The organism is Bhargavaea sp. GQ12 (assembly GCF_059758705.1).
In genome coordinates this window covers 1-26,219 of the sequence record NZ_JCAXEU010000006.1, presented here as the reverse complement: position 1 = coordinate 26,219, position 26,219 = coordinate 1, and the positions used below count along the sequence as shown (strand labels likewise).

Here is a 26,219-nt window from a genome sequence, read left to right as displayed (position 1 = left end):
AAGATAAACCGAGGAGGAGACGGAATGCCTGCCATTGAATCGATCTATACGCTAACCCCGGACCACGAAATCAGTCAGAAAGATGCTGCCGGGCTGACAAAACAGCTTTTCAGCGGAAAGTTCAGAGATACGGAGCGGCTGCTCAGGGTCTTCGACAACGGCGATATCGACACCCGCTACATTGCCATGCCTCTTGAATGGTACGGGGAGAATCATCCGTTCGGAGAGCGCAACAACCTGTATATCGAACATGCTGTCCGCCTGGGCTCCGAGGCGATCACAGGCTGCCTGCAAAACCCTGGCATGCTTGGGGAGGATATCGGCTACGAAGAGATCGATGCGATTTTTTACATATCAAGCAGCGGCATCTCTACCCCCAGCATCGAAGCCAGGATCATGAATCTCCTTCCCTTCAGGGATGATGTCAAACGGATCCCTATCTGGGGACTGGGATGTGCCGGAGGCGTCTCGGGCATGAGCCGGGCATTCGATTACTGTCTCGCCCATCCGGACCACCGTGTGCTGGTCCTCTGCGTGGAGCTGTGCAGCCTGACATTCCAAGCGGAAGATTATACGAAAAGCAACCTTGTCGGCGCCTCCCTTTTCGCAGACGGAGTCGCCTGCGCGGTCGTGGCCGGAGACGAAGTCTACCTCCGGTCTTCGGGCACCGTACCGGCGATTCGCTCCACGCTTTCAAAACTGATGCCGGACTCTGAAGACGTCATGGGCTGGGACGTGGACGACACAGGTCTTCACGTCATCTTTTCAAAAAGCATTCCTTCTGTCATCACGGAATGGCTCGGTCCATTTGTACATGAATTTCTCGGGAATCAGGGGCTCACACAGTCGGATATCCGACACTTCGTGGCACATCCCGGCGGTAAGAAAGTATTGCTCGCATATGAGGAAGCGCTTGGTTTTGACCCCGGCATGACCGACATCTCCAGGCATGTACTCAGAAAATATGGAAATATGTCTTCCCCGACTGTGCTGTTCGTACTGGAGCAATTCATGAGATCCCGCCCGGAAACCGGTGAAATGGGACTGATGGCGGCACTCGGTCCGGGCTTCTCGGGGGAACTTCTGCTCCTGGAATGGCAGTAAGGAGGAATGAACATGCTGTTCTGGATTCTGATCGGACTTGTCGTCATCCAGCGCCTTGTCGAACTCCGCGTAGCGAAGCGCAATGAACAAAAACTAAAAGCGCGCGGGGCATTCGAGGCAGGCGCCTCCCACTATCCGTATATGGTTGCGATGCATACGGCCTTTTTCATTTCTCTTATGGCAGAGGTGCTTCTCACGGACCGGCCCCTCTCTCCTATATGGCCGGTGCTGCTCGCTGTGTTCCTTGCCATGCAGGTAATGCGGTTCTGGTGCCTGTCGTCCCTAGGCGAGTTCTGGAATACCAAAATCATCATCCTGCCGGGGGCCAATGTCGTGAGGCGGGGGCCGTATAAATGGCTGAAGCACCCAAACTACGTGATTGTCACGACCGAACTGCTTGTTCTGCCGCTTATCTTCCAGGCCTATCTGACAGCAGCGGTTTTCATGGTCCTGAATGCATGGATGCTATCAGTCCGCATTCCGGCGGAAGAGCGCGCGCTCCGGGAAGCGACAGACTACAGTGAACGGTTCGGCCTCGGAAACTCGAGAACATAAATAAAACGGTCCGGAAAGCGATGAGGCTTCCGGACCGTTTATTTATGAACTTTTTCCGACCAGAGACAGAATCGCCTCATTGGTCAGCGCCGCTCCCAGCCGTACTGTGCGTCCGCCTTCATCGACATCCGGATTCACTTCCGATATGTCAAACGACCGGACAGCCGGATGGCTGCAGGCGGCACGGATGATGGTCCTGACCGACAGCGGATCGAGGCCGAACGGTGAAGGCGCACTGACCCCTGGCGCCGCTGCCATGTCCAGCACATCCATGCAGAGGGTCACGATGACCGCATCATAGCGGCCGATAAAGGACTGAATCCTCTTGGACAACTGAGCGGAATCCGATTGACGAACCTTTTCTTCCGGCATGTATTCCACATCAAATTCGCCTGCCGCTTCAAAGAGCGAACGTGAATTGCCGAAACGCTGGATTCCGAGGACGAAATATCCCGTATTCTGATCTTCTTCCAGAATCTGACGAAACATAGTGCCGGATGAAGATTCACCGTCATGCGGCCGAAGGTCGAAATGTGCATCGATATTAATGATGCCGATGCCTGCTTCCGGCCCCAGATGCAGTCTCAGTCCGAGATAATGCCCGTACAAGGTCTCATGTCCGCCCCCGAGGATGATCGCCTTTGAACCGCGTCCATAGGCGGCGGCCACCTTTTCTGCGAGTTCGTCCTGAGCCTCTTCCAGTTGGGTGTCCAGGCACGATACATTGCCATAATCGCACAGTACCGTATCTTCCCCATGCCAGGGCATCGGGGCCAGTGCCTGCCGGATTGCATCCGGCGCCTTGAAGGCACCCGGGCGTCCGTTGTTTCTGCGCACGCCTTCATCACAACAAAAGCCGATAATGGCAATATCCGCTTTATCCGCGGAATCCGTCCCGGTCACCGCCTGATGATATTTAAACCTGCTTTTATCGACGTCCGACTCCACAGTGCCTTTCCAGACATCCTCGAATTCCATTTCCGTCCCTCCTCCTATGACGCTTCACAGGCCATTCCGTCCCGGTCCCCGTCCAGCCGTTCCGAGTAGGCATGATGTCCTTTTTTCACGCCCTTCGGATGGACAGCTCGCAGCTCCGTGCAATTGGCGAACGGTCCTTCTGTCCCTTTTCGGTTAATGGTTTCACTGATTTCGCCTGACTGTTCCGCTTTTTCTGCATCAAAGCCGCTTTCGGTCGCGTAGTCTTCAATCGACCAGATCCCGAATCCCTTATCCTTTGCCCGTTTTTCCGCCAGTTCAAAACGTTCGAGATGACGGGTGCTCGGCGGATAGACGTATCCGACCCGGGCAAGCCCCTCTTCAAGCAGGTTTTCCTGAACGCTTTCCCCGTTTACATAGACGTATGCAAGTAGGCGCCCGTACTTGTCGGTGCGCTGTCCGATATCAAACTCGATGGCGACTTCTCCGTCGGCGAGAAGTTCTCTGTTCCTTTCCTTGGCCTGTTCGCCGAACGGCTGCTTTCCGAGCTGGGGGTGGTTCGTCTCAGGTGTATCGATAAGCAGGTATCTGACATTCTGCTCTTTGCCTCCGTACCTGATTTTGATTGTGTCCCCGTCTATTGTGCGGACAAGTTCAACGGGGATCAGCTCCTTTGCGGGGGCATCTGCAGGAACCTGTTCGCCTGTCTCCGTTGAACTGCCAGGACTGTCATTTTCTGGCTGCTCGGCAAGAATATAAATAATGGCAATCAGAAGAATGACTGCAACGGCGCCCGCGGGACTTTTCCACATGGTGGTCTTTTTTCTCTTTGCCATCGTTTAACTCTCCTTCCGGCCTTTATTGTACCGGGTGGCTCCACCTCCGACAACGAGCAACGCGGCACTCCTGTGAGCGCCGCGTTTTCTCAATTGCCGTTTCAGAATTGCCTGTCGTAATGTTTGTATTGGGCAAAAGCGTCAACAAGCGAATTTGCAAAGTCGCCCCGGCCCCCGGCCATGACGATGCCCGGACCTTCTTTCGCCATCGATTGGGCAAAGAGATCGTTGCCGCTTTCGGTCACGCCGATTGTCTTGTAGTGTTTGAAAGTATCGTTGATGAACTCCGAAGCATCCATCTTGAACTTCGACTGGTCCTCACCTGACCCGCCGGCGATGATGATGCCGTCATACAGCACCGCATGGGTCGTCGTGAAGGTGTGGTTCGCCTCGGCTTTATAACCGTTCTGGCCTTTGATGGTACCTTGCCGCTCACTGATGAAATCAGCTGTAATGCCTGCTTCCTTCAGCTTGTCCAGAATGTCCCCGAGACTGCTTCCGTCAAAGCCTTCCCCGACGATGATGCCCGCTCTGCGTGTCTGAGGCTTCCTGACGGTGTTCGCCATGCTGACCGCAGGGGATTTCTTGTTGTTTTTAACATGGCTTTCCGTCGGAGGGGTCGCCCCGATCTTTTTGGCTACCTGGGTCATCAGATCCTTGTCGACTTTGGCGAACATTTCAATCACCTGCTGGCGGATATCCTGGTTTTGGACTTTCCCGACTTCAAAGCTGAAAGCTTCGATGATGTGGTTCTTCTCAAAGTCGGCCAGGCTATTCCAGAACATCCGGGCCTGGGAGAAGAAGTCTTTGAACGATTCGCTTCGTGCACGCACTTTGCGGCCTTCCACTTTCTCCTGATAGTGGACATAGCCGCCTTCCTCCTCGGATGCCGGTGCAGGCGTGCCGTCCGCCAGTGAATTCTTATTGTAGGCCACTTTGCCGACATTGATGGTCTGCCGGTGATAGCCATCCCGCTGATTGTTGTGGAACGGGCAAACCGGTCGGTTGATCGGAATTTCGTGGAAGTTCGGGCCGCCCAGACGGATCAGCTGGGTATCCGTGTAGGAGAAGAGCCGACCCTGCAGGAGCGGGTCATTGGAGAAATCGATCCCCGGTACGACATGTCCAGGATGGAACGCGACCTGCTCAGTTTCCGAGAAGTAATTGTCCACATTCCGGTTCAATGTCATTTTCCCGATGACTTTGACCGGAATCTCCTCTTCCGGCCAGAATTTCGTGGCATCAAGGATGTCGAAGTCGAACTTGAACTCATCCTTTTCCTCAATCACCTGGACACCGAGCTCAAACTCGGGATAATTGCCCATCTCGATATTCATCCAAAGATCACGGCGGTTATAGTCGGGATCATTCCCCGAAATCTTCTGAGCTTCATCCCATTCAAAAGAGTGGAGGCCGAGTACTGGCTTCCATTTGAATCGGACAAATCGGGATTTGCCTTCCGCATTGACGAAGCGGAACGTGTTGATACTGAAACCTTCCATCATCCGGAAACTTCTCGGCAGTGCCCTCGGGCTCATAAGCCACATGACCTGGTTGGCCGTCTCCTGGTTGTTGACAACGAAATCCCAGAATGTATCATGGGCCCCGGTTGCCTGGGGAATCTCATTATGCGGTTCCGGCTTGATCGAGTGCACGAGATCCGGGAACTTGATGCCATCCTGGATAAAGAAGATCGGCATATTGTTGCTTACCAGATCATAGTTTCCTTCTTCGGTATAAAACTTCGTCGCAAACCCGCGGACGTCACGCGGTATATCCGTGGATCCCTTCTGGCCGACAACGGTCGAAAACCGTACGAACACCGGGGTTTTCTTGCCCTTTTCGGACAGGAAGTCCGCTTTCGTGTATTTTTCCATCGACTGGTAGGCCTCAAACTCCCCGTGCGCAGCGAACCCTCTCGCATGTACTACCCGTTCCGGAATCCGTTCATGGTCGAAGTGGGTCATCTTCTCACGGAAATGGAAGTCTTCCATAAGCGTAGGACCGCGTTCACCCACTGTCAGGGAGTGTTCATCTTCCGCCATCTTCAGGCCCTGGTTGGTCGTGAGTTTCCTGTTCCGGTCGCTTGTCCTGAACTGATCCAGTTGAAGATCCTTGCTCGTACGTTTACCCTGTTGCCTTTTATCCATCGTGATCCTCCTTCTGAAGAGTGCTGTGCTTCACTCTTTCCCTTGGAGAAAACCGCTAAACTGGATGGATTTTGCCAATTCAGGAACTTACATATATAAACGAAACCATATAAAAGACAATGCCCAGGACGAGTGTCGACAACGCATAAAAGACGGCAGCTGCACGCCGCCCATCCCGCCACAAAATCAGGATTTCAGAATTCCATGTGGAGAAAGTGGTCAGTGCACCCAAAATGCCATAGACGATAAATGCGTGTGCCGGACTGCCTGCGGCCAGGCCGGAGAATATGCCGGCCAGAAAAGCGCCGGCCATATTGACGGCGAAGGTACCGGCAGGGAAGCCTCCTTTGCGGTTCAGCTTTGAAGTGATCCAGTAGCGGATCACAGCACCGAGCATCCCCCCTGCGGCTACACACAGCCAACCGAGGGCTGTCATGACTTCACGCTCCGTGATCCGAACCTCAGTCCGGCCAGTCCGGAAAGCAGTCCGCCTCCAACCGACAGAACAGTATAAAGGAATGCAACGCCCCACTGGCCGCTCAACAGCATCGATGAAAGTTCCGCACTAAGCGCCGAAAACGTCGTGAACGAACCAAGAAACCCTGTATGTACTGCGGTTTTCCATGGCTGTCGCAGCGGAGCCGCCGCAATGAGAGCGCAGAGGATGAATGAACCAGCCAGGTTCACGAACAATGTCGCATAGGGGAAGTTTTCTGTATGCCCGATTAGCTGCGAGACGGCTGTCCTGGAAACCGCACCCGCCATTCCAGCCAGTCCGACCGCTATCCATTCCTTCATGAGATTTAACCCCTTTCCTCAAGCAGCCCCCTGCTGATGCACATGCCAATGTCCAGTTCTTTTTCCTGTTTTGCAAATTTGACAAGGATCCTGTCTCCCCTGATTTCCTCCACCTGCCCATTTCCGAACACTTTGTGCCGGACCCTCAGCCCGGGGACAAAGGCCCCGCGGTCTGAGATGGCATCAGGATTATGGTCTGCCGCAGACCGCCTCCGCTTCGGCTGTCTTCCCGGCTCCCGCCTTTGCCCCACTGGACGGCCGATGGCCTGAAGACCCCTAACTTCGCTTATGAAACGCGATTCCGTGAGGTCCTTTCCGCTGTCAGTCGAGTAATTGATAAGTTCCAGCCGCTCTTTGGCACGGGTCATGCCGACATAAAACAGTCTCCGTGCCTCTTCCATCATGTCCGGATCCTTCACATCTTCCGCCGCGGGAATCGTGCCCTCATTCAGATCGACCATAAACACCTGTTTGAACTCGAGGCCTTTCGCGCTGTGAAGAGTGGACAGCGTGACAGCACCTTCACGGGGTTTCCGCTTGGCCTCAGAGACCGCCTCTTTCAGTTCCGCCAGTTTTTCCGCGAAAGCGGTCATCGTCCGAAGAGGCGCCGCGATCACGGCGAGCGTGTCCAGCATGCCGGTCAGGGTGTCAATGCGGTAGCCGAACTTTTCCGATCGGCTTTTCAGAGAAGCCTCGTAGCCAAGATCCGTCCGGATGGTCCGGATGATATCCGCAGGACGCCGTTCTTTCAGGCCTTCATAGATCGTCCCGGCGGAGGCCAGCTTGCGCTTCTGGTCATCGGAAAGTGGTGTTCCCGACCGGGCGAACACCTCAAAAACATTCCCTTCCGGACCGTTCCTGACAAAGGCCTCCACTGCGGCGCGGCTGATGTACAGATCCATCTTCAGGGCGACACGTGCAAACAGGTCCTTCCTCTCCGGCAGGTAAGCCAGTCTCATGAAATTCAGGATGTCCTCCACGACCCAGTGATCGAAAAACCGATCATCGGCATCCTTCATATAAAACGGGATGCCCCGGCGGTGCAGCTCGGACACAAAAGCCGTTGATGACGAGTTGTTGCGGAATAGGACTGCCGCCTCTTCCGGGTTTTCCATCGCCAGCAGTTCGTAGATCACATACCTGACCTGCTCGTCCCGGTCATGGAATCTCTTTAGCGAGACAGGGCCCGCACTGCCGTTCACCGGCTTCATGCCCTTTTCATAGCGCTCTTTATTCCGCTTGATGAATCCGGCGGCAGTCTCCGTGATTTCCTCGGATGAGCGGTAATTCGTCTCCATCATGAGGATTTCGGCCTGCGGGTAGTGGCTCCGGAAATCCAGCAGGTATTCCGGGTCCGCCCCCCGCCATGTATAAATGGACTGGTCATCATCCGCCACAGCACAGAGATTGCCATGGCGCCGGACCAAGTGTTCAACGATCCGGTGCTGGGCGAGAGATGTATCCTGGCTCTCATCAGTGATCACATAGTCGAACCGGTCCTGCATCCTCTTACAAAGGTCAGGATCCGTCCGGAGCGCTTCCTCCGCAATCGTCAGCATGTCATCGAAATCCAGGAGCTGCAGCCTCCGGCGGCTCCGTTTATGCGACTCATATTTCTGAAGAATTTCCCCGGCCCTCTCGACAGGCCCTTTGACCCCCGGCCACTCCGACTGGGGGATGAGGCGGTTCTTCACGAAGCTCGCGAAAGTCCCGACCGACTTCAGTTCGTCTTCAGTCGGGTCTTCTCCTGTAACCTCGCGGAAACTGCGCTTCAGAAGAACCGGTTTCGGCGGAACCTGATCTGTCTTTCCTTCGATCAGTGCCCACTCGACCCCCATATGATCGAGATGGCGTCGGACGATATCCAGCGCCAGGCTGTGGATCGTCGAAAAAGCCGGCGGCTGAAGCCCCGGAAAAAGTTTTGTAAAACGGCCGCGCATATCGTCCGCTGCAGCCTTGCTGAAGGTGATCGGCTTGATGCGCGCCGGGGCGATCCCCTTTTCCGCGATCATAAATCCGATCCGCATGATCATCGTTGTCGTCTTTCCCGAGCCCGGGCATGCCAGTACGAGGAGCGGGCCGTCCGTCTTCAGGACGACCTGCTTCTGCACGTCATTCAGCAATACACCCGTCTCCATATGCTTGCGCTCGAAAAAGTCCATTGCATCCATTCCTTCCATTGTTCGCATCCATTCATTCTAATCAAAAAAAGAAGGGCCGCGCAATGCTGCGGCCCTTCTTTCATTCACCTGTTTCAAGTTTGTCACGGGGATCGAATCCGCCGTCCCCATCCGAATATTCCGTAGCGGCCACCTGGTCAGTCTTTCGTGCTTTGTCGGAGTAGGCGCTGCCGGGCTGTCCGGCCGTCGTGCCGCCGGATTTCCTGGAGATGAATTCCTGCTGTTCCCGGCTTTTGTTCATCGATTCTGCTGAGGACTTGGCCATCTGCTCGGGAGTTCGGCTGTTGTGTTCACTCATGGGAGTCCCTCCTTCAAAGTTGATTGGGTCTGCCCTTACTATACCCGCAAGGTTCCCTTCCCAACCGGAAGACATTTCACTATCCCCTCATGCAGTCAGGCAATATACCCGAGGGAGCGGAGTACGCCCCTGATGAAAGATTCTGTATAGAGGAAGACCTCTTCCTGCTCCTGCTCACGGAAAATATCATGGCCGGCATTTTTCCATTCCTTATATTGAAACTCGTCCCTGCCCTTCATCGTCACCCAGGCGTGCATCGCATCAAGATCTGCGAGCTCATCCCTTCCGGCTGCATGCAGGAGGACTGGAGGCGTTCCCGGCTTCGGAACAGACTCACTGATCTCCTTGACGTAGGCATTCAATTCACGGAACCATGCTGCAGTGGCCACCGGATGATAGAGATTTTCTGAATCGGCCATCACCGGATCCGGATTCCGTGTCAGCAGTTCCTCGCCGATCTGGTGGTTGAACTTGATGCCGCCCGCGATTTTCCCAAGCCCCGAAAGCGGACCTTTCATCCTTGGAGGAAGATGTTTCAGGCGGAACCAAGGAGAAGTGAGGATCAGCCCCGCACAGGCCAGACTGTCATTTCTCGCCATATCCGCTGCCAGCACTCCGCCCAGACCGTGACCGAGAACGAAAAGCGGAAGGTTCTCCGCCATACCCGTGCGGATCAGTTCCTTTGCATATCTCCGATATTCATGGAATCCCTCATCATGGACTTCCGTTCCATTTTTTCCATGGCCCGGCAGATCCCCGGCAATGACATGCATGCCGGCGGTCCTGAAGCGTTCAATCAGCCAGGCATGCCGTCCATGATGTTCGTATGCATTGTGCAGCAGGACTACTGTGGCCGTCGCCTGCCCGTCTGCTTCCCATTTCCACATGTCGGTGCCCCCTTTCCGGTTCCATGACGTGCCAATCTTTTTCCCGCTTCCCGAACACCGGAAACGGGATATATAGTACGATTATGATACTACAAGTTTCGATGGAAGAGAGGTTTTTTCGATGATTTACCCGTTCAATGGCGTGGAGCCGAAAATCGATCCGTCCGTTTTCCTTGCAGACCATGTGACGGTAACCGGAGATGTTGAGATCGGAAAGGACTCGTCTGTCTGGTTTAATACAGTGATCCGGGGTGATGTTAACGCTACAAGGATCGGCCGGAAAGTGAATATCCAGGATCTGTGCATGCTTCACCAGAGTCCCTCTTTTCCGCTTCTGATCGAAGATGAGGTGACTGTCGGGCACAATGTCATCCTGCACAGTTGCACCATCAGGAAAAACGCACTTATCGGGATGGGGTCGATCATCCTTGATGGTGCCGAAATCGGCGAAGGTGCCTTTGTCGGCGCCGGTTCGCTCGTCGCGCAGGGCAAGAAAATCCCGCCGCGTACCCTGGCGTTCGGCTCTCCGGCAAAAGTGGTCCGTGAGCTGAATGATGAGGATATCCGGGATATGGAACGCATCGTACGGGAGTATGCCGAGAAAGGCCAGTATTACAAGAGCCTGCAGAAGTGAATCAGAGGCAATTTGCAAAGAAGGGAATCCGCATTCAAACGCGGATTCCCTTCTATATTGATCCCGATTATTGTGCCGCTTTGGCCTTTAGCTGGTCAGCCCGGTCGGTACGCTCCCAAGGGAGATCGACATCGGTGCGGCCGAAATGGCCGTATGCTGCTGTCTGCTGGTAAATCGGGCGGCGCAGGTCCAGCATCTTATTGATGCCGGCAGGACGCAGGTCGAACAACTCCCGCACCCATTCAACAAGTGCGGACTCTTCCGCCTTCCCGGTGCCGAATGTGTCGATGGCGATCGAGACCGGCTGCGCGACTCCGATTGCATAGGCGAGCTGGACTTCGCATTTGGATGCAAGTCCCGCTGCGACGATGTTCTTCGCCACGTAGCGGGCCGCATATGCTGCCGAACGGTCGACTTTCGTCGGATCTTTGCCCGAGAACGCTCCCCCGCCGTGACGCGCGTATCCGCCGTAGGTGTCGACGATGATCTTGCGGCCGGTGAGTCCCGCGTCCCCCTGAGGGCCTCCGATAACAAAGCGGCCCGTAGGATTGATGAAGAACTTGGTTTCTTCATCAATCAGTTCTGCAGGAACGACGGCATCGATCACCTGCTCACGAATGTCCTTCTGAATCTGCTGAAGCGTAATTTCCTGATGATGCTGAGTGGAAATAACGATCGTATCCACACGGACAGGCTGGTTGTTTTCATCGTACTCGACAGTGACCTGCGTCTTGCCGTCAGGACGGAGATACGGAAGAACTTCTTCCTTGCGCACTTCGGTCAGGCGGCGCGCCAGCCGGTGGGCCAGGCTGATCGGCAACGGCATGAGTTCCGGCGTTTCATCACAGGCAAAGCCGAACATCAGCCCCTGGTCCCCCGCTCCGATCGCTTCCAGCTCATCATCGGTCATCGTCCCTTCACGGGATTCCAGGGCTTCATTGACTCCCGCGGCAATGTCCGGGGACTGTTCATCGATCGCCGTAAGGACGGCTGTGGTCTCGCTGTCAAAACCATACTTTGCACGGGTATAGCCGATTTCCTTGATCGTATCACGGACGACCTTCGGAATATCCACATAAGTGGTAGTTGTGATTTCGCCGGCGACGAGCACAAGGCCGGTCGTAACGGTCGTTTCGCATGCCACGCGGGCATTCGGATCATCCTTGATGATGGCATCCAGGATCGCATCTGATATCTGGTCGCAGATTTTATCCGGGTGGCCTTCAGTGACCGACTCGGATGTGAACAGGCGACGATTAGTCATTGGTATTCCTCCTCCGCTCCGGCAAATCACCGGAAAGTGTTACGGTACTCGTTCCCCTGTCAAGTCCGTTCCCCGCGGGGTTGAACTCCAAGCCGTTTTGGGCTTACTGAGGTTTTGGTCAATCCATTTAAAAAGGGCCTTCCGCTCACATTCATGAGGAAAGGCCCGGATTCGCTGACACCTTTCACTCTTATCGTCCAAGGCAGACGCCTTGCTTCAGGTTGGCACCTTCTCGGCCTCCAAAAGGAGAACGGCAGGTTGCCGGGTTTCATAGGGCCTGTCCCTCCACCAGCTCGGGATAAGAGTATCCGTACAATTCTTCATAGTAATGAATTGCTCACTTTATGTCAAATACTATATGTAGAATAACGAGGGATTATGACGGTTTCTGGACGTTTGCGGCCAAACTTTTAATTAGTATAGACTAATGGGCAGAATGTGTTATACTAATTCACATCATATCCAAACCGCTTTCGGGCGGGATTACAAGACAAGGGTGGTACAGATGATGATGTCTTCTAAACTGAGCGATAAACTGAATGATCTTCTGGCAGGAGGTTCGATCCGCACACAGCTTTCCGTCGAGGAGCTGACACAAATCGCCGTTGAACGCGGTGAGGCCGTGCTGACGGACAAAGGCGCAGTCCGCGCCACGACCGGGAAGTATACAGGCCGCTCTCCCAAAGACCGCTTCATCGTGGAAGAGGCCCCTTCCAAGGAAGACATCGATTGGGGAAGCGTGAACAAGCCGGTCCAGCCTGAAGTATTCGAAAAACTGTACAACAAAGTGCTGGATCATCTCGGCGCAAAAAATGAGCTGTACGTGTTTGACGGTTTCGCAGGTGCCGACCCGGCATCCCGCCTGCACATCCGGTCGGTCAACGAGTTTGCATGGCACAACCTGTTCTGCCAGCAGCTGTTCATCCGCCCTTCCGAAGAAGAGCTGAAAAAGCATGAAGCACAATTCACGATCGTTTCCGCTCCGACCTTCAAAGCCGACCCTGAAGTCGATGGAACAAATTCTGAAGCGTTTGTCATGATCTCGCTTGAGCGCGGCATCGTCCTGATCGGCGGCACTGAATATGCCGGCGAAATGAAGAAATCCATTTTCTCCGTCATGAACTATCTGCTTCCGAAACAGGACATCCTGTCGATGCACTGCTCGGCAAACGTCGGAGAAGAAGGCGATGTCGCCCTGTTCTTCGGCCTTTCCGGCACCGGAAAGACGACACTGTCCGCAGACCCTCACCGCCGCCTGATCGGTGACGATGAGCACGGCTGGTCGCAAGACGGCGTCTTCAACATCGAAGGCGGATGCTACGCGAAGACCATCAATCTTTCCGAAGAAAAAGAGCCGCAGATCTATGGCGCCATCCGCGAAGGCTCTGTTCTCGAGAACGTCGTCGTCGGCGAGGAAGGCATTCCTGACTACGACGACGGCTCCCTGACTGAAAACACTCGCGCGGCTTACCCGCTTGAGTATATCGAAGGCAGTGTCATCCCTTCGGTCGCGGGCCATCCGAAGACGATCGTCTTCCTTACGGCTGATGCTTTCGGCGTGTTGCCTCCAATCTCGAAACTGACGAAAGAACAGGCAATGTACCACTTCCTGAGCGGCTTCACATCGAAGCTTGCAGGAACTGAGCGCGGCATCACTTCGCCTCAGATGACATTCTCTACTTGCTTCGGCTCACCGTTCCTGCCGCTCCATGCAACCGTTTATGCGGAAATGCTCGGCAAGAAGATCGACGAGCACGATGTCAACGTCTTCCTCGTCAACACCGGCTGGACCGGCGGAGAGTACGGCGTCGGCCAGCGCATGAAACTCAGCTATACTCGTGCCATGGTCCGCGCAGCAATCGAGGGCAAACTCGACAACGCTGAAATGGAACAGGGCAAGGTATTCGGCCTGAACATGCCGGTTGAAATCGAAGGCGTCCCTTCCGAAGTCCTCAATCCCCGCAATGCATGGGCGGACAAGGAAGCTTACGATGCAAAAGCCAAGGAGCTCACGGCAGCTTTCCGTGAAAACTTCAAGAAATTCGGCTCTGTCTCAAAAGAAATCGCTGAAAAAGGCGGCCCGGTCATCTGATCGGCTTATCATAAAACACCATCGCATGTCGACTCATGCGATGGTGTTTTTTTGTGCAAGCAGACCTCAGTTCCCCTTTCCTTTCATCCAATTGCACAGATCACGCGTGACTCTTGCGGATTCTGCCGGGGGAAAGAAATGAGTGTAATCGGAAAAATACCAGGTCTCGACCGGTTTCCCCGCTTCATTAAGCGCATCTTCAAGCATAATTGCCTGCTCAATGGATACATTCACATCCTGCCGGCCATGGACAAGCAAGAACGGGGCATCAATTTCATCCACATGGAAAAGAGCCATCCGGTTGCGGTATTCATCAGGTGCGCTGTTCGGTGACCCGCCAATCACCCGTTTCATCATCCGGCGGAGTTCTTTCCTTTCTTTATAGGTGAAGACAACATCCGACACACCGGCCCAGTTCACAACGGAAGTGATGTCATTCCGTATGATCGCCGTCCAGAGAGCCATGATGCCGCCCCTGGAAAAGGAAAACAGATGGATCCTCGCGCTGTCGGTTTTCTGGTGCTGTTTCAGCACATCAACCGCATGAACAGCATCAAACCGGTCCTCGCCGCCAAATTCGTCAAAACCCTCGCCGCCGCGGTTTCCCCGATAGTATGGGGCAAAGACGGTAAATCCCTGCTGTGCAAACTGGGCGATCCGGGAAGGCCGGACCATCCCTACATGCTGGATGCCGCCCCGCAAGTAAACGATGCCATCATAGATTCCTTCTGCCGCCGGCTCCGCAAGCATCCCCTTCACCCGGTATCCCGTGGACCAATAGGTGACTTCGCTCATCCGAACATTGGGGTTGGGTGAAGGATAGGGTCTTGTGTATTCAATTGTTCCGTTGTCTTTCATAATCCATCACCTTCTTCCGGATCCTGTCCATACCCTCGTCCGACATGTGGCGGCTCAAATTTTCTTTTGAGCTCTCCCATTCTGATTCAGAAAGATAAGCCGCGCCTTTTGTTTCATGAAGCTGAATGTCTTCATCAACGGATATAATGTCTGCTGCAAAAACCCTTTTGCAGAAGGGCGGGTCCGCATGGACGACATAATCGGCAATAAACGCAAGATTGCCGGCGCTGGCCCCGGTCTCTTCATACACTTCCCTGACGGCCGCCTGTTCAATCGTCTCACCCGGCTCTGCTTTTCCGCCCGGCCACTCGAGTCCCCTCTCCGGATGGATGGTCATCAGCCACTGACTGTTATCAAAAGAGGCGACGATGACATGGGTCGGCTTCATCCCTGCCCTGTCCTTTTCCCAGAACAGATCGACCCGCTGTCCCGCCTTGTCTTTATATGTATACATCGGCACCCCTCCTCCACCAAGTGTAGCGGACAGGGTACCGGCCCTTCAACGGAAATATGGGAGACTCTCAACGAACTTCTTGGACTCCTCATCCCCGAATTCGTGGACGAGTGCATACAGCTTCATGGTGCGTAGGTCTATCTGATGGTTTTCCTTGTCCAAATGATATGGAACAAATGGCAGATGTGATCTGACAAAGTTGTTAAATTCCACATCGCTGATCTGGCTGAACAGTTTGCTGAACGCTTCCTCCACCCGGCTGTCCGCCTCAATGGCGAACTCCCACGGCGCTGCGCTCGGTGCCGGGTACACCTGTCTGTGGAGAATTGATACGTACAATTTGTTTTTCATGGCCATCCTCCTGGCTAAAAGATTTTCCTTAGGATGGCGTCCTCCAACTTTTCCATGCGCAAAAGACTAATCTGCCGGCAACCGGAAAACTTTAGCCAATTGAAAAAGCCGGATATACCGGCTTTTTCTGATTTGCTTCAGTTGTTTTCTTCACCGAGGAAGGCGTTGAGCATCCATTGGTGTTTCTCGATGCTCTGATAGGTCGAATTCAGGAGGTCCTCAGTCATGTCGTCCTCGTCTTTTGCTGCAAGGTCCATGCCTTTTTTGAGTGATTCCATGATTTTGTCGAAGTCCTCCGTCACCTGCTTGACCATCGCATTGGCGGATTCCTTTCCGCTTGCTTCGTCAACAACGGAATTCTCGAGGTGTTCCTTCAGTGTCGCGAGCGGCTGGCCGCCAAGCGTCAGCATACGCTCCGCGATCTCATCCATATGTAGGGTCGCTTCATTATAGAGTTCCTCGAACTTTTCGTGAAGAGTGAAGAACTGAGGCCCTTTCACATACCAGTGATAATTGTGAAGCTTCGTGTAAAATACCGACCAGGTCGCCACCTGGACATTCAATTCTTTAAGCAGTTCTTTAGACATCCATCAACACTCCATTTCTTAATCAATCGTTCTTCTGTTCATCTTCCCCACCCCGCGCTACAATAAACATGCGTTGCGATTGGAGTGTTTATTAATGAAACATCTTTTTATATGGATCATCCGATTCTACAGAAAGGCCATTTCCCCATTCACGCCCCCAAGCTGCCGTTTTCATCCAACCTGTTCCTCATATGGTCTCGAAGCTTTTGAAAAGCATGGTGCCATCAAAGGTTTCCTGATGACAATTATCCGGATATCCAAATGCCATCCGTTTCACGAAGGCGGATTCGACCCGGTTCCTGACAAGTGGCCGGGAAGAAAAAAAGCAGATCATTGAATTACGGGTTGCCAAGCCATCTATTATTGGGGTATTATAAATCGTACTCATTACGATTTAGAGGTGGATTATGAAACGATTGATCATTATCCTGTCTGCATCCCTGCTTTTTCTGGCCGGGTGCGGCAGCAGTAATAACGAGAAAAAAGAAAGCGATGGTTCAGCGGATAACGTAATCACGATCAAGACTACCGTCTACCCGCTTGCCTATTTCACAGAGAGAATCGGCGGAGACTCCGTCAGCGTCTCCTCGATCTATCCTCCCGGTGCAGACAGCCATACATTCGAACCGACACAAAAAGATATGATCAGCCTGGCGGAAAGTGATCTGTTCATCCATACCGGACTCGGACTGGAGGGCTTTGTCAGCAAAGCCGAGCAGACGCTTTCAGACCAGGATGTACAGATTGTCGCGGCAACAGCGCACATTTCTGATGATCAGCTTCTTCATGGCCACAGCCATGAGGAGGAGGAAGACGAACACGGACATGAAGAGGAAGAAGCCGGCCATGAAGGCCATGACCATTCGGGAGCGGACCCGCATGTCTGGCTCTCCCCTGTCTTGGCCGACCGGTTGGCACTTGCTGTGAAAGAAGCCCTTTCAGAAGAACTCCCTGACAAGGAAGCGGAGTTTAATGAGCGCTACGAAGAACTTTCGGATGAACTTAAGCTGCTGGATGAAGAATTCCATGCGATGGCACAAGGCGCCGAAACGAAAACTTTCTTTGTTTCCCACGCTGCATTCGGATACATCGCTGATGAATATGGATTGGAACAGGTATCCATCGCAGGGCTGAATCCTCAAAGCGAACCATCACAAAAAGAGCTCGCCCGTATCGTGGATCTTGCCCGTGAAAAGCAGGCCAAAACCATCTTTTTTGAGCAGAACATCACATCAAAGCTCACACAGGTGATTGTGAATGAGATCGGAGCAGAATCCGATACACTCCATAATCTGAGTGTCCTCTCAGAAGAGGATATCGAAAACGATGAAGATTATTTTTCCCTCATGAGACAGAACATCGAACGGCTCGGAAATGCATTGACCCATTAAGCCCATAGCAAAAGCCATCCGGCAACCCGGATGGCTTTTGTCATTTCTCAATTTCAAACGCAGCCCTAAGTTCTCGCCGAAGAAGCTTGTTGGAGGCATTTCTCGGAAGTTCTTCAACGAAACGATAGTACTTCGGAACCTTATAAGGGGCCAGGCGCTCCCGACAGAACGCTTCAAGCTCCTCCGCGGCAATCGTTTTCCTCACCACGACGAAGGCTGCCGGGACATGACCCCAGTGTTTGTCCTCCACCCCGGCCACTCCCGCTTCCGACACATCAGGATGGCCGACCAGCACTTGTTCAATCTCCGCAGGATAGATGTTCTCCCCTCCCGAGATGATCAGGTCTGACCTGCGGTCGAGCACATAAAGAAATCCCTCATCATCGAGCTTGCCGATATCGCCTGTATGGAGCCAGCCATCCACCTGGGCCGGGCTGTCGCTGAAGCGACCGACATAGCCCGGAGTCACATGGGGGCCGCTGATGAGAATCTCCCCCTCATCCCCCGGCTTTTCCGCTCCTTCGATGCGGATACGATTAAAGAACAGCGGCTTGCCTGAAGATCCGGTTTTCCTGAGGGCATCGTCCGCTGCCAGTGTAGCTGTCTGCGAGGACGTTTCGGTCATACCATAGGTCTGGAGAATCTGAATGCCAAGTGCCTCTGCCCTCCTGATGTACGGAGAAGGAACGGGACCTCCTCCAGCCAGGATCTGCCTGAAACGCCCGTCAGCCCGCTGTTTCCGGCCCTCCAGGATATCCAGCACCCTGACAAGCTGGGCTGAAACCGCAGACATCGTCGTGACGCTTCCTTCCGCAATTTCTCTGGCTGATGCTTCCGCATCGAATTTCGACTGCAGGCGCACCGTCATTCCGTAGATGAGCGACCGGCTCAGAATTGAGAATCCACTGATATGGAAAAGAGGCATCGCACATAACCAGACATCTCCGTCATGGAGGCCCATGTTAAAGGCGGATGCCGAAGCGCTCGACAAATGGTTGCCGGCCGTCTGACGGACCCCTTTCGGAAAGCCCGTCGTCCCTGATGTATACATGATCGTCAGCGTACGATCTTCATGCCAGAGCTCGGCCGGCTTAAAGTCTACCGCCTTACCGGACAGGAGACGGCTCACAGATGTGCTGTCCGGTACGCGATCCAACAGGGAATCATCGGTAAACACAGACACGGCTTCCGAGTCTTCGATTTGGTAAGAGAGCTCCGCTGCTGTCAGGCGGCTGTTCAGCATGACCAGTTCAAAGCCGGCGAGCAGTCCTCCGTGGATCAGGAAGACGGTCTCCGGACCTCCTGTTGTAAGAAGTGCCACACGGTCGCCTTCCTGCAGGCCGGTGCCCCTCATCTTCCTTGCGATGTCCATCGACCGTTCCGCCATTTCCCGGAACGTCCACTGCTGCTTTTCCCAGCTGATGGCGATCCGGTCCGGCGTCAGATTCGCCCGCTGCAAAATCCAGTTTGGTGTCATCATGCTATCACCTTCCCATCATAAAAAGCCGCCCCATAAGGCGGCTCATTCAAAATTTCAAACATCAAGGGAAACGAGGGAACTGGCCAAAGTCCGGCTTGCGCTTTTCCTTGAATGCGTCACGGCCTTCTTTTGCCTCTTCCGTCGTGTAGTAAAGGAGTGTCGCGTCGCCTGCCATCTGCTGAAGGCCTGCCAGTCCGTCTGTATCGGCATTCATCGCTGCCTTCAGGAAACGCAGTGCAGTCGGGCTCTTCTCGAGCATTTCCTCGCACCACTGGACAGTTTCGTCTTCAAGCTGATCAAGCGGAACGACCGTGTTGACCAGTCCCATGTCCAGTGCTTCCTGTGCATTGTACTGGCGGCACAAGTACCAGATTTCACGGGCTTTTTTGTGCCCAACGATGCGAGCCAAATAGCCGGAGCCGTATCCCGCATCAAACGAGCCGACTTTCGGGCCGGTCTGCCCGAAGATTGCATTGTCCGCTGCGATGGTCAGATCGCAGACCACGTGCAGAACGTGTCCGCCGCCGATGGCATAACCAGCCACCATGGCGACAACCGGTTTCGGGATGACGCGGATTAGGCGCTGCAGATCCAGTACGTTCAGGCGTGGAATCTGGTCCTCGCCGACGTAGCCGCCGTGTCCTCGTACTTTCTGGTCCCCGCCGGAGCAGAAGGCCATGTCGCCTTCGCCCGTCAGGACGATGACGCCGATGCTGTCGTCATCGCGTGCGCGGGAGAAAGCATCGATCATTTCTTCTACAGTTTTCGGTGTGAAGGCATTGCGGACTTGCGGACGGTTGATCGTCACTTTGGCGATGCCGTTGTATTTCTCATATTTGATCTCGTCATATGTACGGATCGTTTCCCATTGGCGTGTCATGTGGTTCCTCCCCTGTCTATGGCTTTAAAGCTTCCTTTACTATTGTAGCAAAGCGCGCCGGATTTTCCACGTGCACCGTATGTCCGGCACCCGGAACGGTCACATGACTTGAATCCGGCAACTGCCGCGCCATGTCTTCTGCAATGTTTACATACTTTTCGTCCAGCGCTCCGGTAATCAACGTCACCGGCATTCTGAATTCCTCCAGGTTATCCCAGTATGAAGGCTGGCTCCCTGTGCCGATGCCCCTGAGACTTGCGGCGAGGCCCGCAGGATCATTCTCCAGGCGACCGCTCCGGACATGTTCCCGGACATCTTTCGGCAACCGTGTCTGCGAAGCAAAAAGCGGAATGTTCTCCCATCGGGCGGTAAAGGCACGTATGCCTTCCCGTTCAATGAAAGCGGCAAGCTTTTCGTCGGATTCCCGGCGAGACCGCCGCTCGTCCTCTGTCTCAAGACCTGGTGATGTGCTTTCAAGGATCAGTCGGCTAATTTTTTCAGGATGTTTTGCAGCATAGCCGATTGCAATCCGCCCGCCCATCGAATAGCCGAGAAGACTGAAGCGATCCAGCCCAAGCCGGGTGAAAAGCGCATCCATGTCCGCCACCTGTTCCTCCATCGCATAGCGCCCAGAAACATCGGGTGCGGCTGAATGGCCATGACCGGTCAGATCAGGCATGATGAGCCGGCAGGACGCGAACTCATCGGCAAACTCGATCCATGATGCTGAACTTCCCGTGAAGCCGTGCAGCAGGACAAGCGGTTCACCGTATGGGTCCCCTGCCTCCCGGTAGCCGATCCGGATTCCCCGGATCATCGCCTTCAGCGGTTCCATTCGGCATCCAGCCTTTCCCCGACTGCCTGCCAGAGCTTGCGGTGCTCATTCAGATTCACCTGGCGGTCGCTAAAGGCTTCGATGATCCTGACACTGGTTTGTTTCGGCTGAAGGAGGGACTGCCTGAGCCCGTCAGCTGAATCTACAGCATCATACTGGCAGCCATACATCTCCGCCAGGCTCTTGAATTTCAGCCCGGTTGGCGTGCCAAACAGTTCCTCGAAATAGCGGCCTGCCCCGGCCTGAGGCAAATAAGAGAAAATACCGCCTCCGTCATTGTTCATGACGAGGATAGTGAGGTCCGTCTCCCCGAAACGGCTTGAAATCAGCCCGTTCATATCATGGAGCATCGCCAAGTCTCCGATCAGCAGGTAAGCCGGGCGCTTTCTTGCCGCCTGTACGCCGAATGCGGTCGACACGACACCATCTATTCCATTCACCCCGCGATTGGCGAAAATACCAATATCGCGCCCAGTATTCAGGAAGTAGGTGTCGACGTCACGGATCGGCATGCTGGAACTTGCGAACAGGTCACTGCCATCCGGGATGTCTGCGAACAAAACACCTGCCATCGCGCCTTCATCTGTCCCTTCCATGACCGCACGCCTCGTTTCCTCCGCTGCAATACGGTTGGCTTCCGTCCAGAGCGTGGCATAGTTGGACGGAGGATTTTCCGCTCTGATGCCGAGAAGCATGTCAGGCGCACATTGGAGATGATCCGTAGCCAGATGATGAGGATCACGGAAGGCCGGGCTTTCATCCACTACGATATAGACGTCCGGGCGGTTTGCATTGAGGAACAGTGTCAGCGGCTTTGAAACCGGCTGGGGACCAAAACGGATCACTGTATCCGGCGTCATCTCCTGCTTGAACCTTTCATTTTTCAAAACGGCATCGTACTGGTCGATGCAGAGGTCTTCCGCTTCAGCGAATTGGCCGCTTCGAAGTCCGGAAAGCGGATCAGCCAGCACCGGCCAACCGAGTGAACGGGCAAATTTCCAGAACGCCTCTTTGTCGAAATCCGGAGGAAGTTCACCGGCGATGATAAGCCCCCGCTTCGCGGCAGAGGCTGTCTCTGTGAACCAGCGCACCATTTCAGGATCCGGAATCATCGTTCCCCTTCGCACACTGCGGAAAGAAAGCCCGGGGTCTTCCGCTCCGAAATCGATCAGCAGAGGCTCCCTGAAAGGAACATTCAGATGGACCGGACCGGCCGGTGCATCGGTCGCGACCGAGACGGCGCGCTGAACGTGCCGGCCGATATATTCAAGGGATTCCACCCGATCTTCCGGGACGGGGAAGTCGGCGCTGTATTTTACCATTCTGCCGTACATTCCCGGCTGGTCGATCGCCTGCGGGGCTCCAACCTCGCGCAATTCATGCGGTCGGTCTGCCGTCAGGATGATCAGGGGTACCCGTGCATACTTCGCCTCAGTGATTGCCGGCATATAGTTGGAAGCGGCCGTGCCGGACGTGCAGAGGACGGCGACAGGCTCTCCTGTTGCCTTCGCCATGCCCAGCCCGCAGAACGCAGCAGAGCGTTCATCGGTCTGCAGATGCACCCTGACCTTGTCAGAGTCGGCAAATGCATATGCCAGAGGAGTCGACCGGGAGCCGGGACTCACAACCGCTTGGCGGACACCAGCGCGAACCAGTGATTCCCGGATTCTCAGGACATAGGAGGTCAGCACCTTACGTTCATCCATGCAGCGCACCCCCGAGTGCCCGCATCATCGGACGGAACTTCACCCATGTCTCCTCATATTCTTCTTCCGGTACCGATCCGGCGACAATGCCGCCGCCTGCATACAGATGCGCCCGGTCGCCTTTCAGCAGACCGGAACGGATCGCCACGGCAAACTCTCCGTCACCCTCCGCATCGATCCAGCCGATCGGTGCACCGTAGTAGCCCCTATCCATCTTTTCATTTTTACGGATCATTCGAAGCGCTTCGTCGCGCGGAGTGCCGCCGAGTGCCGGAGTCGGATGAAGTGCCTGAACCAGATCGAGCAGATCAGTGCCAACATTCGGTGTTGCTTCCACTGGAGTGAACAGATGCTGGATATCGCGCACTTTCAACAGCCGGGGTCCTGCAGGGATCCTGACGTCACTGCACAAACTGCGGAAGACATCCCCGATCATCTGCACCACAAATTGGTGTTCCTCGCGGTTTTTAGGATCCTTCAGAAGACTTTCGCCGAGCAGTCGGTCTTCTTCCACTGTTTTGCCCCGGCGGATGGAACCGGCCACGCAAGCAGTCAGGCCTTTGCCGTCCTCCATCTTCACGAGCCGCTCGGGCGTGGCTCCGAAAAAGAAACCGTCTCCGTTCTCCAGCCCAAACAGATAACTTTCCTGCTGTTCGGCCGACAAATGTTCCAGTACTTCCGAATGACGGACCGGCGCCGCAAATTCAAGTCCGACGGAACGGGCGATGACAACCTTTTCCGGCCCGCCTTCAAGGATTCCGTCCCGGACACCTTCCACAGCACGCACATAATCTGCCTTGGCATATTCATGGAGCCGAAGGACATCCGGCTTTAACGCAGGTGTCCGTTCTTTTACCTGGGCTTCGTGGATCAGCCGATCCCGGATCAGCCGGAGCTTTTCAAAATCTCCTGCCGCCGAGCCATCATCCGAAACCAGGTTGATTGACACAAATGCACGGCCGTCCTTTTCCACCAGTTGGATCTGCGGAACGACAAACAGTGCGGCCGGGAAGCCTGTCCATTCGGATTCCCGCCGATTTTCAGGATCAAAAGAAAATCCGCCGAACAAAACGGGTGACTGGTCTCCCTCTTCCTTGACGATCACCGAACAGAGGCGCTGCCACTGTGTCCGGATATCTTCGAACCGGGCATCTCCATCCTTGCTGGTCAGTCGGGCGGCATGTCCAATTCCTGCCATCTTCCGCGTCTTGTCCCGGTTCTCCCAATAAAAACGCCTGCCGGCAAACTCCATCTCGCCGGCTTCAAAAAACGCCTGCGGTGACAGCCTGTCCGATTCGACAGTTTCCGTGTAAAACCGGAGCCCGTCCATCATTCGGCCTGTCTCCGCCATTGAATGCGGAGTCGTTTTCCGTTTCATCCAAGACCCCTCCAACTTATTCGCTACAGTCTTTCCTTACCCATTTATTTTACCACATTGCACGATCCGCCAACATCCGGGCGATTCCGTGCTCCTTCCCTGTCCTTTCCCTTTATTCTCCGTTATAATGATGAGCGGAAAAGAAAATTAGGGAGAGAACCATATGCAGCAAACACTCAAGGCTGATGAAGGATGGCGCATCTGGTGGCAGCTGACGCGCCCGCATACGCTTACTGCGTCTTTTGTGCCCGTTCTTCTCGGGACCATCATCGCGCTCGCCGAAACCCGTCCCAACGTCTTACTTTTTATCCTCATGATGCTTGCCACCCTGTTCCTGCAGGCTGCAACCAATATGTTCAACGAATATTATGATTACAAACGCGGACTCGACAATGAACAGTCCGTCGGCATCGGCGGGACGATTGTCCGCAACGGTGTCAAACCCTCTACAGTTCTCGGCATCGCACTGGCACTCTACGGTGCCGCCGCATTGATGGGACTCTATATCGCAGGAAGCACTTCCTGGTGGCTTCTCGCGATTGGAGGCATCGCCATGGCTATTGGCTACCTTTATACGGGTGGACCGCTTCCCATCGCCTACACGCCGCTCGGAGAACTGTTTTCCGGAGTCACGATGGGTATGGCGATCGTACTCATCTCCTACTTCATTCAGACCGGTTATGTCAGCGGATGGGCAATTGCCCTTTCCGTACCGAGCATGATCCTGGTCGGAGCGATCATGATGTCCAACAACATCCGTGACTTGGAAGGCGACAAAAAGGGTGGCCGCAAAACACTTGCCATCCTGGCAGGCAGAAAAAAGGCCATTACGATCCTACTCCTGTTTTTCGCAGTATCTTATCTGTGGATCCTCGGCATGGTCCTGATGGGCTCCCTGACACCGTGGGCACTCCTCGTCTTCCTCAGCATAGGAAAGCCGATCGGCGCCATCCGCGTCTTCAGAAACGAGCATGTTCCGCTTAAAGTCATGCCCGCCATGAAAGCGACGGCCCAGACCAACACGATCTTCGGTTTTCTGCTCTGCTGCGGCATCCTTCTCGGATATTGGATAAATTGAATCAAATAATTGTCAACCGTCTGCAACCTTGCAGGCGGTTTTTGATTGGTGTCCAAGGTTTACCGCTCAGGGCAAAAAGGAAAAGATGAGGGACAATGGGACGAACTCATTCAAGCAGATCATCCATCATTGAATAACAGAAGGAAGTGACAGCCATGTTGACAGAACAGCAAAAGACAATCCTTAAGCGGGAACTAATCGGAATGCAGCAGCAATACCGGGAAACAGCGGAAGAACGGGACCGTGATGATAGTATGCGTGATGAAACAGGAGAACTTTCATTTGTGGACAATCACCCTGCTGACGCGGGCACCGAACTGTTTGACCGCGAACGGGACCAGGCGCTTGAAAACCATGCGGAAGATGAGCTCGGAAAAGTCGAAGCAGCGCTTCATGCGTTGCGCGATGGCAATTACGGCATCTGTGAAGTATGCGAAAAAGACATTCCCTTCGAGCGACTGGAAGCCATCCCCTACACAAATCGCTGCATTGAGCATGCGGACACCGAGATTCCGGAGGACCGTCCGGTAGAGGAAGACGTACTGGAAGAAGTAACGGAACCCGTTCAGCCTGACTCATTTGAAGTCGGAAAAAAAGAAGACATCGAAGACTATCAAGACAGCTTTCAGGAAGCGGCACGCTACGGCACTTCTGAGACCCCCTCCGATATGAGCGGTGACCACGGCAACTACAATGACCTTTATACAGATCCGATGGAAGAGGGCACGGCAGAAACCTATGAGGAATTTGCAAGCACTGATGAAACAGGGACTGTAAAAGGCTTTATGCGTTCTGATACATTGGAGGACTACCAGGAAGACCTGGACGATGCGGGAATCGAGTCCCCACTCGGCGATATCCCCGACAAAGCGATTGACAGCTACACCGGCAAGCGGATTGATGAGGAATAAAAATTGAAGAAACAAAAAAGAGCAGCCACCCTGTAAAGGTTGGCTGCTCTTTTATAATGACCCCTACGGGATTCGAACCCGTGTTACCGCCGTGAAAGGGCGGTGTCTTAACCGCTTGACCAAGGGGCCAATAAGTGGCGGAGAAGGAGGGATTTGAACCCTCGCGCCGGTTACCCGACCTACGCCCTTAGCAGGGGCGCCTCTTCGGCCTCTTGAGTACTTCTCCAAATGGCTCCGCAGGTAAGACTCGAACTTACGACCGATCGGTTAACAGCCGATTGCTCTACCACTGAGCTACTGCGGAATACATGGTGGGCCTAAGTGGACTCGAACCACCGACCTCACGCTTATCAGGCGTGCGCTCTAACCAGCTGAGCTATAGGCCCGGTTTCGCTGGAGCGGATGAAGGGAATTGAACCCTCGACTTCAGCTTGGGAAGCTGAGGTTTTACCACTAAACTACATCCGCAAATGGTGGCTTGGGACGGAATCGAACCGCCGACACAAGGATTTTCAGTCCTTTGCTCTACCGACTGAGCTACCAAGCCTAATTAAAATCTTAAGGAGTTCATTATGT

The 26,219-nt window shown here is 54.3% G+C and carries 26 protein-coding genes, 6 tRNA genes and 1 riboswitch; of the genes, 8 read left to right on the top strand and 24 right to left on the bottom strand.

Going from position 1 to position 26,219, the window contains the following annotated elements; translation table 11 throughout:
* Positions 1-24: 24 nt before the first annotated feature.
* Together AC6CHQ_RS07250 and AC6CHQ_RS07245 are read left to right on the top strand one after the other, a co-directional pair.
* A complete protein-coding gene (locus AC6CHQ_RS07250) occupies positions 25-1,104 on the top strand; it encodes a type III polyketide synthase (RefSeq protein WP_498081194.1) in 1,080 nt (359 codons plus the stop codon).
* 12 nt (positions 1,105-1,116) lie between these two features.
* Complete coding sequence (locus AC6CHQ_RS07245) at positions 1,117-1,659, top strand: isoprenylcysteine carboxyl methyltransferase family protein (protein WP_285858547.1); 543 nt, start codon at positions 1,117-1,119, stop codon at positions 1,657-1,659.
* A gap of 42 nt (positions 1,660-1,701) precedes the next feature.
* Here the strand turns inward: AC6CHQ_RS07245 and hutG are convergent, their stop codons facing one another.
* The 8 genes from hutG to AC6CHQ_RS07205 form a co-directional block, all read right to left on the bottom strand.
* Positions 1,702-2,637, bottom strand: a complete 936-nt coding sequence (hutG, locus tag AC6CHQ_RS07240; protein ID WP_092052034.1) for a formimidoylglutamase — start codon at positions 2,635-2,637, stop codon at positions 1,702-1,704.
* A 14-nt stretch (positions 2,638-2,651) separates the two neighbouring features.
* On the bottom strand, positions 2,652-3,431 hold the full coding sequence (locus AC6CHQ_RS07235; protein WP_092052037.1) for a thermonuclease family protein: 780 nt from the start codon (positions 3,429-3,431) through the stop codon (positions 2,652-2,654).
* A gap of 101 nt (positions 3,432-3,532) precedes the next feature.
* On the bottom strand, positions 3,533-5,581 hold the full coding sequence (locus AC6CHQ_RS07230; RefSeq protein WP_251238377.1) for a catalase: 2,049 nt from the start codon (positions 5,579-5,581) through the stop codon (positions 3,533-3,535).
* A 79-nt stretch (positions 5,582-5,660) separates the two neighbouring features.
* Positions 5,661-6,017 (bottom strand): fluoride efflux transporter CrcB, encoded by a 357-nt coding sequence (crcB, locus tag AC6CHQ_RS07225; protein ID WP_251238376.1) that lies wholly within the window; start codon positions 6,015-6,017, stop codon positions 5,661-5,663.
* On the bottom strand, positions 6,014-6,379 hold the full coding sequence (locus AC6CHQ_RS07220; RefSeq protein WP_092052046.1) for a fluoride efflux transporter FluC: 366 nt from the start codon (positions 6,377-6,379) through the stop codon (positions 6,014-6,016). Before AC6CHQ_RS07220 ends, crcB begins: the two co-directional genes overlap by 4 nt.
* A 5-nt stretch (positions 6,380-6,384) precedes the next feature.
* Complete coding sequence (locus AC6CHQ_RS07215) at positions 6,385-8,559, bottom strand: ATP-dependent helicase (RefSeq protein ID WP_251238375.1); 2,175 nt, start codon at positions 8,557-8,559, stop codon at positions 6,385-6,387.
* Positions 8,560-8,620: 61 nt separating this feature from the next.
* Positions 8,621-8,857: a hypothetical protein gene (locus AC6CHQ_RS07210; RefSeq protein ID WP_251238374.1), complete on the bottom strand. Its 237-nt coding sequence runs from the start codon at positions 8,855-8,857 to the stop codon at positions 8,621-8,623.
* A gap of 95 nt (positions 8,858-8,952) precedes the next feature.
* The gene (locus AC6CHQ_RS07205) at positions 8,953-9,744 is read right to left on the bottom strand and encodes an alpha/beta hydrolase (RefSeq protein WP_251238373.1); all 792 of its coding nucleotides are present in this window, start codon (positions 9,742-9,744) and stop codon (positions 8,953-8,955) included.
* A 121-nt stretch (positions 9,745-9,865) separates the two neighbouring features.
* On the opposite strand from AC6CHQ_RS07205, the gene AC6CHQ_RS07200 reads away from it, so the two are divergent.
* Positions 9,866-10,378, top strand: coding sequence for a gamma carbonic anhydrase (locus tag AC6CHQ_RS07200; protein ID WP_498081193.1), 513 nt, complete (start codon positions 9,866-9,868; stop codon positions 10,376-10,378).
* 67 nt (positions 10,379-10,445) lie between these two features.
* Here AC6CHQ_RS07200 and metK read toward each other — a convergent pair whose 3' ends face one another.
* The gene (gene metK / locus AC6CHQ_RS07195; protein ID WP_498081192.1) at positions 10,446-11,642 is read right to left on the bottom strand and encodes a methionine adenosyltransferase; all 1,197 of its coding nucleotides are present in this window, start codon (positions 11,640-11,642) and stop codon (positions 10,446-10,448) included.
* A 187-nt stretch (positions 11,643-11,829) separates the two neighbouring features.
* Positions 11,830-11,947: riboswitch (SAM riboswitch) on the bottom strand.
* Between the two features lie 203 nt (positions 11,948-12,150).
* Here metK and pckA point away from each other — a divergent pair.
* The gene (gene pckA, locus AC6CHQ_RS07190) at positions 12,151-13,734 is read left to right on the top strand and encodes a phosphoenolpyruvate carboxykinase (ATP) (RefSeq protein WP_251238370.1); all 1,584 of its coding nucleotides are present in this window, start codon (positions 12,151-12,153) and stop codon (positions 13,732-13,734) included.
* 66 nt (positions 13,735-13,800) lie between these two features.
* Here the strand turns inward: pckA and AC6CHQ_RS07185 are convergent, their stop codons facing one another.
* The 4 genes from AC6CHQ_RS07185 to AC6CHQ_RS07170 form a co-directional block, all read right to left on the bottom strand.
* Complete coding sequence (locus tag AC6CHQ_RS07185) at positions 13,801-14,592, bottom strand: alpha/beta hydrolase family protein (protein WP_498081191.1); 792 nt, start codon at positions 14,590-14,592, stop codon at positions 13,801-13,803.
* Positions 14,570-15,046 (bottom strand): NUDIX domain-containing protein, encoded by a 477-nt coding sequence (locus tag AC6CHQ_RS07180; protein WP_251238368.1) that lies wholly within the window; start codon positions 15,044-15,046, stop codon positions 14,570-14,572. The genes AC6CHQ_RS07185 and AC6CHQ_RS07180 overlap by 23 nt, the downstream gene beginning before the upstream one ends.
* Before the next feature lie 45 nt (positions 15,047-15,091).
* On the bottom strand, positions 15,092-15,397 hold the full coding sequence (locus tag AC6CHQ_RS07175) for a transposase (RefSeq protein WP_251238367.1): 306 nt from the start codon (positions 15,395-15,397) through the stop codon (positions 15,092-15,094).
* A gap of 137 nt (positions 15,398-15,534) precedes the next feature.
* Positions 15,535-15,984, bottom strand: coding sequence for a Dps family protein (locus tag AC6CHQ_RS07170; protein ID WP_251238366.1), 450 nt, complete (start codon positions 15,982-15,984; stop codon positions 15,535-15,537).
* 94 nt (positions 15,985-16,078) lie between these two features.
* Between AC6CHQ_RS07170 and yidD the strand changes: the two genes are divergently transcribed.
* Both yidD and AC6CHQ_RS07160 read left to right on the top strand, forming a co-directional pair.
* Complete coding sequence (yidD, locus tag AC6CHQ_RS07165) at positions 16,079-16,321, top strand: membrane protein insertion efficiency factor YidD (protein WP_092052064.1); 243 nt, start codon at positions 16,079-16,081, stop codon at positions 16,319-16,321.
* A 70-nt stretch (positions 16,322-16,391) separates the two neighbouring features.
* Positions 16,392-17,375, top strand: coding sequence for a metal ABC transporter substrate-binding protein (locus tag AC6CHQ_RS07160; RefSeq protein ID WP_498081190.1), 984 nt, complete (start codon positions 16,392-16,394; stop codon positions 17,373-17,375).
* A 40-nt stretch (positions 17,376-17,415) separates the two neighbouring features.
* Here the strand turns inward: AC6CHQ_RS07160 and AC6CHQ_RS07155 are convergent, their stop codons facing one another.
* From AC6CHQ_RS07155 to AC6CHQ_RS07135, 5 genes are all read right to left on the bottom strand, one after another.
* A complete protein-coding gene (locus AC6CHQ_RS07155; RefSeq protein ID WP_251238364.1) occupies positions 17,416-18,855 on the bottom strand; it encodes an o-succinylbenzoate--CoA ligase in 1,440 nt (479 codons plus the stop codon).
* Positions 18,856-18,916: 61 nt separating this feature from the next.
* A complete protein-coding gene (gene menB / locus AC6CHQ_RS07150) occupies positions 18,917-19,735 on the bottom strand; it encodes a 1,4-dihydroxy-2-naphthoyl-CoA synthase (RefSeq protein WP_251238363.1) in 819 nt (272 codons plus the stop codon).
* A 16-nt stretch (positions 19,736-19,751) separates the two neighbouring features.
* Positions 19,752-20,570 carry a 2-succinyl-6-hydroxy-2,4-cyclohexadiene-1-carboxylate synthase gene (menH, locus tag AC6CHQ_RS07145; protein ID WP_251238362.1) on the bottom strand — a complete coding sequence of 273 codons (819 nt, stop codon included), beginning with the start codon at positions 20,568-20,570 and terminating at the stop codon, positions 19,752-19,754.
* A complete protein-coding gene (gene menD / locus AC6CHQ_RS07140) occupies positions 20,558-22,276 on the bottom strand; it encodes a 2-succinyl-5-enolpyruvyl-6-hydroxy-3-cyclohexene-1-carboxylic-acid synthase (RefSeq protein ID WP_498081189.1) in 1,719 nt (572 codons plus the stop codon). The genes menH and menD overlap by 13 nt, the downstream gene beginning before the upstream one ends.
* Positions 22,269-23,654, bottom strand: coding sequence for an isochorismate synthase (locus AC6CHQ_RS07135; RefSeq protein WP_251238360.1), 1,386 nt, complete (start codon positions 23,652-23,654; stop codon positions 22,269-22,271). Before AC6CHQ_RS07135 ends, menD begins: the two co-directional genes overlap by 8 nt.
* 163 nt (positions 23,655-23,817) lie before the next feature.
* Between AC6CHQ_RS07135 and AC6CHQ_RS07130 the strand changes: the two genes are divergently transcribed.
* Both AC6CHQ_RS07130 and AC6CHQ_RS07125 read left to right on the top strand, forming a co-directional pair.
* Positions 23,818-24,732, top strand: a complete 915-nt coding sequence (locus AC6CHQ_RS07130) for a 1,4-dihydroxy-2-naphthoate polyprenyltransferase (RefSeq protein ID WP_251238359.1) — start codon at positions 23,818-23,820, stop codon at positions 24,730-24,732.
* Between the two features lie 155 nt (positions 24,733-24,887).
* Positions 24,888-25,643, top strand: a complete 756-nt coding sequence (locus AC6CHQ_RS07125; RefSeq protein WP_498081188.1) for a TraR/DksA C4-type zinc finger protein — start codon at positions 24,888-24,890, stop codon at positions 25,641-25,643.
* A 57-nt stretch (positions 25,644-25,700) separates the two neighbouring features.
* Here the strand turns inward: AC6CHQ_RS07125 and AC6CHQ_RS07120 are convergent.
* The 6 genes from AC6CHQ_RS07120 to AC6CHQ_RS07095 all read right to left on the bottom strand — a co-directional run bounded on the left by AC6CHQ_RS07120 (position 25,701) and on the right by AC6CHQ_RS07095 (position 26,190).
* Positions 25,701-25,772 (bottom strand) — tRNA-Glu (locus AC6CHQ_RS07120).
* Between the two features lie 6 nt (positions 25,773-25,778).
* Positions 25,779-25,869 (bottom strand) — tRNA-Ser (locus tag AC6CHQ_RS07115).
* A 3-nt stretch (positions 25,870-25,872) separates the two neighbouring features.
* A tRNA-Asn gene (locus AC6CHQ_RS07110) sits at positions 25,873-25,947 on the bottom strand.
* Between the two features lie 5 nt (positions 25,948-25,952).
* A tRNA-Ile gene (locus AC6CHQ_RS07105) sits at positions 25,953-26,029 on the bottom strand.
* An 8-nt stretch (positions 26,030-26,037) separates the two neighbouring features.
* Positions 26,038-26,111, bottom strand: a tRNA-Gly gene (locus AC6CHQ_RS07100).
* 3 nt (positions 26,112-26,114) lie between these two features.
* A tRNA-Phe gene (locus AC6CHQ_RS07095) sits at positions 26,115-26,190 on the bottom strand.
* Positions 26,191-26,219: the final 29 nt, after the last annotated feature.